The 9448-nt window shown below is 62.8% G+C and carries 2 protein-coding genes; one reads left to right on the forward strand and one right to left on the reverse strand.

Annotation, left to right across the window (positions count from 1 at the left end; translation table 11 throughout):
- Window positions 1-20 precede the first annotated feature (20 nt).
- Window positions 21-8717 carry an Ig-like domain-containing protein gene (locus tag ACLD1X_RS28605; RefSeq protein WP_429373583.1) on the forward strand — a complete coding sequence of 2899 codons (8697 nt, stop codon included), beginning with the start codon at window positions 21-23 and terminating at the stop codon, window positions 8715-8717.
- A 411-nt stretch (window positions 8718-9128) separates the two neighbouring features.
- Here the strand turns inward: ACLD1X_RS28605 and ACLD1X_RS28610 are convergent.
- The coding region (locus ACLD1X_RS28610; protein WP_429373585.1) for a hypothetical protein at window positions 9129-9448 on the reverse strand (320 nt) is incomplete at its 5' end.

Consider the following 9448-nt stretch of genomic DNA (forward strand, 5'->3'; position numbering starts at 1 on the left):
CCGTGACTGCGCTGGACGGCGTGACCAGCCTGACCGTCGGCGGCATCGCCGTGGTCACCGCTGGCGTGGCGGCCGGTTTCCCGCAATCGATCACCACCCCGCTGGGCAGTACGCTGACCATCACCGGTTTCAACGCCGCCACTGGTGTCGTGAGCTACAGCTATACCCTCAACGACAACGAAGCCCATCCAACCGCCAACGACGCCAACACCTTGCCTGAGCAGTTCGCCGTGACCGTGGTCGATGACAACGGCACCACCGCGACCGGTTCACTGGATGTGAACATCGTCGACGACCTGCCGAAAGGCGTGGACGACTCGAATGCGTCGACGGCCTCGGAAACCTTGCTGACCCTCAACGGCAACGTGCTGAGCAACGACGTGCAGGGCGCCGACCGGGTAACGATTGGTGAAGGTACTGGTCCGATCACCCCCGGCACCTTCTCCGGCACCTACGGCACCCTGGTGCTCAATGCCAACGGCACCTACACCTACACCCTCAACACCAGCGATGCTGACTTCAAGGTGTTGCACGGTGGCGGCAACGGCACGGAAACCTTCACCTACACCATCACCGATTCGGACGGCGACAGCAGCACCGCCAACCTGGTGCTACAGATCCACAACAATGACGACCCGGTGACGATTGGCGGTTTGAATGTCGAGGGTGGTGAGCTGACGGTCTACGAGAAAAACCTCAGCGACGGCAGCACCCCGGATACACCGGCCCTGACCCAGAGCGGCACTTTCACCGTTACTGCGCTGGACGGCGTAACCACCCTGAGCGTCGGCGGCATCGCCGTGGTCACTGGCGGTGTGGCGGCGGGCTTCCCGCAATCGATCACCACGCCACTGGGCAGCACGCTGACCATCACCGGCTTCAACGCCGCCACCGGCGTGGTCAGTTACAGCTACACCCTCAACGACAACGAAGCCCACCCGACTGCCAACGGCGCCAACAATTTGCCAGAGCAGTTCACCGTGACCGTGGTCGACGACAACGGCACCACGGCCACGGGCAGTCTCGACGTGAATATCGTCGACGACCTGCCGAAGGGCGTGTACGACAGCAACGCTTCGACCGCTTCGGAATCCCTGCTGACCCTCAACGGCAACGTACTGAGCAACGACGTACAAGGTGCCGACCGGGTAGCGGTGGGCGAGAACAGCGGCCCGATCACTCCCGGCACCTTCACCGGCACCTACGGCACCCTGGTGCTCAATGCCAACGGCACCTACACCTACACCCTCAACACCAGCGATGCCGACTTCAAGGCGCTGCACGGCGGCGGCAACGGCACGGAAACCTTCACCTACACCATCACCGATTCGGATGGCGATGCCAGCACGGCGAACCTGGTGCTGCAAATCCATAACAACGATGACCCCGTCACCATCGATGGCCTCAACGTGTATGGTGGCGAGCTGACGGTTTACGAAAAAAACCTCAGCGATGGCTCCAACCCCAACACGCCGGCCCTGACTCAGAGCGGCACCTTCACCGTCACTGCGCTGGACGGCGTGACGACCCTGAGCGTCGGCGGCATCGCCGTGGTCACTGGCGGTGTGGCGGCGGGCTTCCCGCAATCGATCACCACGCCACTGGGCAGCACGCTGACCATCACCGGCTTCAACGCCGCCACCGGCGTGGTCAGTTACAGCTACACCCTCAACGACAACGAAGCCCACCCGACCGCCAACGGCGCCAACAATTTGCCAGAGCAGTTCACCGTGACCGTGGTCGACGACAACGGCACCACGGCCACGGGCAGCCTCGACGTGAACATCGTCGACGACCTGCCGAAGGGCGTGTACGACAGCAACGCTTCGACCGCCTCGGAATCCCTGCTGACGCTGAACGGCAACGTGCTGAGCAACGACGTGCAGGGCGCCGACCGGGTAACGGTGGGCGAAAACAGCGGCCCGATCACTCCCGGCACCTTCACCGGCACCTACGGCATCCTGGTGCTCAATGCCAACGGCACCTACACCTACACCCTCAACACCAGCGATGCCGACTTCAAGGCGCTGCACGGCGGCGGCAACGGCACGGAAACCTTCACCTACACCATCACCGATTCGGATGGCGATGCCAGCACGGCGAACCTGGTGCTGCAAATCCATAACAACGATGACCCCGTCACCATCGATGGCCTCAACGTGTATGGTGGCGAGCTGACGGTTTACGAAAAAAACCTCAGCGATGGCTCCAACCCCAACACGCCGGCCCTGACTCAGAGCGGCACCTTCACCGTCACTGCGCTGGACGGCGTGACGACCCTGAGCGTCGGCGGCATCGCCGTGGTCACTGGCGGTGTGGCGGCGGGCTTCCCGCAATCGATCACCACGCCACTGGGCAGCACGCTGACCATCACCGGCTTCAACGCCGCCACCGGCGTGGTCAGTTACAGCTACACCCTCAACGACAACGAAGCCCACCCGACCGCCAACGGCGCCAACAATTTGCCAGAGCAGTTCACCGTGACCGTGGTCGACGACAACGGCACCACGGCCACGGGCAGCCTCGACGTGAACATCGTCGACGACCTGCCGAAGGGCGTGTACGACAGCAACGCTTCGACCGCCTCGGAATCCCTGCTGACGCTGAACGGCAACGTGCTGAGCAACGACGTGCAGGGCGCCGACCGGGTAACGGTGGGCGAAAACAGCGGCCCGATCACTCCCGGCACCTTCACCGGCACCTACGGCACCCTGGTGCTCAATGCCAACGGCACCTACACCTACACCCTCAACACCAGCGATGCCGACTTCAAGGCGCTGCACGGCGGCGGCAACGGCACGGAAACCTTCACCTACACCATCACCGATTCGGACGGCGATGCCAGCACGGCGAACCTGGTGCTGCAAATCCACAACAACGACGATCCGATAATCCTCAACGGCCTCGACGTGTATGGTGGCGAGCTGACGGTCTACGAGAAAAACCTCAGCGACGGCACCAACCCGGATACACCGGCCCTGACCCAGAGCGGGACCTTCACCGTCACTGCCCTGGATGGCCTGCAAACCCTGACCGTCGGCGGCATTGCCGTGATCACCGGCGGTGTAGCCGCGGGCTTTCCGCAATCGATCACCACGCCAATGGGCAGCACGCTGACCGTCACCGGCTTCAACCCGGCGACCGGCGTGGTCAGCTACAGCTACACCCTCAACGAAAACGAAGCCCATCCAGCGGCCAGCGGCGCCAACAGCCTGACCGAGAACCTCAACGTCGTGGCCACCGATTCGGATGGCGACACGGCGACCGGGCAGATCAACGTCAACATCATCGACGATCTGCCGAGCGCCAGGCCCGACGCGGATTCGGTGCAGGAGGGCGGCACCGTCAGCGGCAATGTGCTGGATAACGACATCGGTGGCGCTGACGGCCCGGCGGTCACTGGCGCGGTGGTCGGCGTGCGTGCCGGCAGCGACACATCAACCTCGGCCATCGGCGGGCTCGGCGACCACATCGCCGGCACCTATGGTTACCTGACCCTCGATGCCAACGGCAACGCCGTGTATCACAGCACGCCTAACGCAGTGAGCGGCCCTGGCGCGGTGGATGTGTTCACCTACACCGTGCGGGATTCCGATGGTGACGAAAGCACCACCACCATCACCATCGACGTCTACAACAGTTGCCTGAAAGCGGTCGGCGACAACGATGTAACGGTTTACGAAAAAGCCCTCGACCAGAGCAAGGATGGCCAGGACCTGGTCGCCGGCAACGTCACCGGCAGCGATCCGGCCAGCACGGGCGAAACCGCTTCCGGCACCCTGGTGGGCTCGGTCACCCACGCCGTCGGTGCGATCACCTACGCCCTGGTCGGCAGCAATGTCGGGGCGTTCGGGCAGATTGAGATCAACGCCAACGGCACCTACACCTACACCCTGACGACACCGCCGAGCACCACGCCGCACGCCAATGACGGCCCGAACGTGATGCACGAAACCTTCACCTACCAGGCCACCGACTCGCTGGGCAACATCGTCACCAGCACCATCGTGGTGAACATTGTCGATGACGTACCGAAAGCCTATAACGACAGCAACATCGGCACCGCTTCGGAGACCCTGTCCAGCCTCAGCGGCAATGTGCTCGGCAATGACGTGATCGGTGCCGATAATGTCGCCACCGGCCCGAATGCCGGCCCGGTCACCCCCGGCACCTTCTCCGGTACCTACGGCACCCTGGTGCTGAGCGCCAACGGCACCTACACCTACACGCTGGACACCAGCAATGCCGACTTCAAGGCGTTGCACGGCGGTGGCAACGGCACGGAAACCTTCACCTACACCCTCACCGATTCGGACGGCGACACCAGCACCGCGAACCTGGTGCTGCAGATCCACAACAACGATGACCCCGTCACCCTCGATGGCCTCAACGTGTATGGCGGCGAGTTGACGGTTTACGAAAAAAATCTCAGCGACGGCAGCACCCCGGATACACCGGCCCTGACCCAGAACGGCACCTTCACCGTCACTGCGCTGGACGGTGTAACCACCCTGAGCGTCGGCGGCATCGCCGTGGTCACCGCTGGTGTGGCGGCGGGCTTCCCGCAGTCGGTCACCACGCCGCTGGGCAGCACGCTGACCATCACCGGCTTCAACGCCGCTACTGGCGTCGTGAGCTACAGCTACACCCTCAACGACAACGAAGCGCACCCGACCGCCAACGGCGCCAACAACTTGCCTGAGCAGTTCACCGTGACCGTGGTCGACGACAACGGCACCACCGCGACCGGTTCACTGGATGTGAACATCGTCGACGACCTGCCGAAGGGCGTGTACGACAGCAACGCTTCGACCGCTTCGGAATCCCTGCTGACGCTCAACGGCAACGTGCTGAGCAACGACGTGCAAGGCGCCGACCGGGTAACGGTGGGTGCAAACGCCGGCCCGATCACTCCCGGCACGTTCACCGGAACCTATGGCACCCTGGTACTCAATGCCAATGGCACCTATACCTACACGCTGAACACCAGCGATGCCGACTTCAAGGCGTTGCACGGCGGCGGCAACGGCACCGAAACCTTCACCTACACCATCACCGATTCGGACGGCGATGCCAGCACGGCGAGCCTGGTGCTGAACGTCCACAACAACGACGATCCGGTGACCCTCAACGGACTCGACGTGAATGGCGGCGAGCTGACGGTCTACGAGAAAAACCTCAGCGATGGCTCCAACCCCAACACGCCGGCCCTGACCCAGAGCGGGACCTTCACGGTGACCGCCCTGGATGGCCTGCAAACCCTGACCGTCGGCGGCATCGCCGTGGTCACCAATGGCGTGGTCGCCGGCTTCCCGCAAACCGCCGTCACGCTGCTGGGCAACACGCTGACCGTCACCGGTTACAACCCGGTCACTGGCGTGATCAATTACAGCTACACGCTCAACGATAACGAAGCCCATCCAGCGGCCAACGGCGCCAACAGCCTGACCGAGAACCTCAACGTCGTGGCCACCGATACGGACGGCGACACGGCAACCGGGCAGATCAACGTCAACATCATCGACGACCTGCCGACCGCCAGACCTGACTCGTCGTCGGTAACGGAGGGCGGCACCGTCAACATCAGTGTGCTGGGCAACGACGTCAGCGGCGCCGATGGTCCGGTGGTCACTGGCGCGGTGGTTGGCGTGCGTGCTGGCAGCGACACATCAACCTCGGCCATCGGCGGGCTGGGCAACCAGATCAACGGCAGCTATGGCTACCTGACCCTCGATGCCAATGGCAACGCGGTGTATCACAGCAATCAGAATTCGGTCGGCGATGCGGGGGCCACCGATACGTTCACCTACACCGTGCGTGACTCCGATGGCGATGAAAGCACCACCACCATCACCATCAACGTCGCCAACAGCGCAATCAAGGCGAACCCCGACAGCGACGTGACGGTCTACGAAAAAGCCCTCGACCTGAGCAAGGACGGGCAGGACCTGGCCGCCGGTACGGTCATCGGCAGCGACCCGGGCAACACGGGCGAAACCGCGTCCGGCACCCTGGTCGGTTCGGTCTCGGGCGCCAGCGGCGCGCTCACCTACACACTGGTCGGCAGCGCCACCGGCACCTACGGGCAGATCCTGCTCAACCCCGACGGCAGCTACACCTACACCCTGACCTCGGCACCGAAAACCTCGCCGAACGCCAACGACGGGCCAAACAGCCTGAGTGAAAGCTTCACCTACAAAGCCACCGATGCGCTGGGCAACAGCAGCACCAGCACCATCGTGGTCAACATTGTCGATGACGTGCCCAAGGCGGTCGCTTCGGATCGCTTGGTGGCGGCGGTGGAGATCGATTCCAACCTGCTGATCGTGCTCGACATCTCCGGCAGCATGGTCGACCCTTCCGGGGTGTCTGGCCTGTCTCGGCTGGACCTGGCCAAGCAGGCCATCAGTGCCTTGCTGGATAAATACGACGACCTGGGCGATGTGAAAGTGCAGCTTGTCACGTTCAGCAGCAGTGCCACCGACAGGACGTCGGTGTGGGTCGATGTCGCGACCGCCAAGACACTGCTGGCTGGCCTCACAGCCGGCGGCGGCACCAACTATGACGCGGCCGTGGCGACCATGCAGACTGCGTTCAACACCTCGGGCAAACTGACCGGTGCGCAAAACGTCGGCTACTTCTTCTCCGACGGCAAGCCCACAACCGGTCAGGAAATCGGCACCGCCGACGAAACCACGCTGAAAGCCTTCCTTGATGCCAACAACATCAAGAACTATGCGATCGGCCTGGGCAGCGGCGTGAGCAACGCCAACCTCGATCCGCTGGCCTACGACGGCATCAGCCACACCAACACCAATGCGGTGGTGGTCACCGACCTCAACCAACTCAACTCGGTGCTGTCTGGCACCGTGGTCGGCGCACCGGTCACCGGTTCGTTGCAGGGTGAGGGCGGCACGTTCGGCGCTGATGGCGGTTTCATCAAATCCATCGTGGTCGACGGCACCACCTACACCTACGACCCAAAAGCCCTCGGTGGCCAGGGTTCGTTGACGCCAGGCGGCGGCACCAACCACGGTACCTTCAACACCGTGGACAACACGGTGAGCATCGCCACCAACAATGGCGGCACGCTGGTGATCAATCTCGACACTGGCGACTACAACTACACCTCGCAGAAAACCACGTCGGTGTTGATTACCGAAAACATCGGATTCACCGTCAGCGACAACGATGGCGACCTCGCCAGCTCGACGCTGACCGTGAAAGTGATCCCCAACGGGCCGCCGGTGGCGGTGGACGACCACGTCATCACCAACGTGCTGTCGGGCACCGTCGTGGTACCGGGCGAACTGTTGCTGGCCAACGACACCGACCCCAATGGCGACCAACTCTCGGCGACACCGACTTCCTTCAACACCGGCTGGGTACCGAGGGGCGCGGACTTCACCGGGAGCAGCCCGAACTTCAGTTTCACCGGCAACAGCGCGCAGGCCGTGACCATTGCCCGCAGTGCCTTTGTCGCCAACGCGGCGGCCATGACCGCTGTCCTGGTGGTCAGTGGCGCGCTGGGTTCGGTCGGCAGCAGCACCGGTGAGGACCTCATTACCGTCAACCTCAAGGCAGGTGAAACCCTCAACCTGGACCACAACCTGGCAGCCGGGCGTATCAGCATGGAGTACTCGGCTAACGGCGGCGGGTTCACCTCCATCGCGGACGGCCAGACCATCACCGCGACATCCGATGCGACCTATCAGATCCACATCACCAACATCCCCAACTCGGGTAGTGGCGGCAACGGTTCTGAAACCTATCAACTGACCATGACCGTCAACTACGCCGGGGCACATGACGTCGCCCCGGACTACCATGACACCTACACCGCCAACGACAACCATGGCGGCAGCGATTCGGCCAACCTGACCATCAGCTACCAGGATGGCCACACCCTCACCGGCACCAGCGGGGATGACATACTGGTGGCGGGCACGGGCAACAACATCATCAATGCCGGCGACGGCAACGATGTGCTCACCGCCGGCTCCGGCAACAACGAAATGCACGGCGGTGCCGGCAATGATTTGCTCTTCAGCGGCCCGGGCAATGACATCCTCGACGGCGGCCCGGGCATCGACACGGCCAGTTACGCCCACGCCACTGCCGGGGTGACAGTCGACCTCAGCCTGCTCGCTGCGCAAAACACCCTCGGCGCGGGTACGGATACTCTGACTGGTATCGAAAACCTCACCGGGTCGAACTTCAACGACACCCTGACCGGCGACAGCAATAACAACGTGATCAACGGCGGCCTGGGCAACGACATCCTCAATGGCGGGGGTGGCGATGATCTGCTGATCGGTGGCCTGGGCAACAACACTCTCACCGGCGGGGCAGGGGCTGACACGTTTCAATGGCTCAAGGGCAACAGTGGCCATGATGTGATCACCGACTTCACGCCCGGCACCGACAAGCTCGACCTGTCGCAACTGCTGCAAGGGGAAAACGGCACCACGGCTTCGCTGGATGACTACCTGCACTTCACCGTCACCGGCAGCGGGGCATCAACGGTGACGAGTATCGACGTCAGCGCCATGGCCGGCGCCGCGCCGAACCAGACCATCGACCTGGCTGGCGTCAACCTCGCCAGTCATTACGGTGTAACGCCGGGGGCGGGTGGGGTGATCGCGGGCGGACATGATACGGCGACCATCATCAACGGCATGCTCAACGATCATTCGCTGAAGGTGGATACCGTGTAACCCGAAGTCGCAACCACTGAACCCGTGCTCCTGATTGATCGGGAGCGCGGGTTTTTTATGGGCAGTGAAAAATCAGGTGGTTTGAGGGCGATTATCCGATGAGTGGTCGAAATACCTGTTATTTCTGACAGTAGGCAGTTTTCTCCAGCGGGCATTAAATAGAGCCATTCAAGCAGCGCAACCAAGTGCGTTGCACCACCACTTTCACTCAGGAAGGCTCGAAATGGCGCCGCCCGAAAAACCTGCCGATAATCCGCAAGTCCACGAAGCATCTGTGCTTGATGTTGACGCACCCGACATTCCAGCGGTCATTGATCCGGCTGATCCCAGAGGCCTGTTGCCGCTGAGCGCGCTGGGTGACGATCTGGTCGCGACCTTCATGGAATTCGGTCGAGGGATTGACCCGGACGATCAGGACTTGGTCGAACTGGGGTTCATGCCAATAGGGGCGAGCAACAGGGAGGTGTTGGTGGAGACGACGATCCGGGTTTCCCGGCACCAGTCTTCCGCGTAGTTGCTGACGTTGTCGCGAACATTGAAGGTCACGGCCAACCCGGTGCCGTCGGTGTCACCGGCCTGCAGGATGGTGTCTTTGCTGATCAGCACTTCAATCGGGTGGTTGACCGGGTCGCTGATCTGCTGCGCCGTCAGAGGTTCGGACTGCTGGAACACTCCGCCCCAACTCACGAAGATGACATCCCCTTCGGCGGCGTCGGGGTACGGGATGCCGG

The organism is Pseudomonas sp. 18173 (assembly GCF_050432945.1).
Lineage (GTDB): Bacteria > Pseudomonadota > Gammaproteobacteria > Pseudomonadales > Pseudomonadaceae > Aquipseudomonas.